General features: G+C 61.7%; 1 protein-coding gene. It reads right to left on the reverse strand.

Features of this window, described 5'->3' with window-relative positions; genetic code table 11:
* Window positions 1-329: 329 nt before the first annotated feature.
* Window positions 330-960 (reverse strand): 3-hydroxyacyl-CoA dehydrogenase NAD-binding domain-containing protein (locus tag ACR0E6_RS21640; protein WP_480587190.1); only part of this gene is annotated, 631 nt, incomplete at its 5' end.

Here is a 960-nt window from a genome sequence, read left to right on the forward strand (position 1 = left end):
TGAACCAGTTGGCGGCACCAGATGAGCATCGAAGACGGAGCCGTCTGTTTCGGTGCGAACCTGACTGTTGACCCGGTATATTTTCACGTCATGGCAGCCTGTGCGCAGGGTGATGTCATTCTCACCGCAATGCGCTTCAGGCCGCAAAAGCAACCGTGCGCGCGCCATCCCGCCCATAAGAACGACCTCGACAGCGGAGAGCGTTGATAGGGCGGCGCATGCTCCTCTCCGACCAATGTGATGGGCCCCTCATACCCACGCTCGCCTAGATCAGCGCAGACCTAAAACCCGGCCTTCCTGGCGCCAATAGCCACGAGGTGCTTCATCGCCTAACGCAAACCTGCAGTGGCTTTCTGCATCGCCAGGATCAACGCGTCGCGTTTCGCCGAAAGCTCGGCTGGGCTTTGCCCGCGGGCCTCGTCGCGCACGCCGTCGATCAAGGTGCGCGAAACAACGTCATCCAGATGCACCTGTCCCAGATCATCCCACCAGCTGTTAAACGTGTCGGAGAAATGATCGCAAAACGCCTGAAGCCCGCCTGCGCCCGCTCCTAGATTGAACAACATGGTTGGCCCCATCGCGGCCCAACGCAGGCCCGGGCCGGCCCAGACCGCCTTGTCCACGTCCTCGACGCTCGCCACGCCTTCGACCACCAATGAAATCGCCTCACGCCATATTGCGGCTTGCAGGCGGTTCGCGACGTGGCCGTTCTTTTCCTTGTTCACCCGGATGGTAACCTTGCCCACAGCTTCGTAAAACCGTTCGGCCCCGTCCACTGCCGCCGGGTCGGTCAGGTCATTGCCCAGGATTTCCACCAGCGGGATCAGGTGGGGCGGATTGAACGGGTGCCCCAGCACGAAGCGTGCGGGATCTTTCCAGCCTCCTTGCATCTGGCTCAGCATCAGGCCCGAGACCGAACTGGCGACAATGGCCTGCGGGTCCAGAACTGGCTCGGTCTCG

This window comes from Ruegeria sp. AP12 (genome assembly GCF_056540025.1).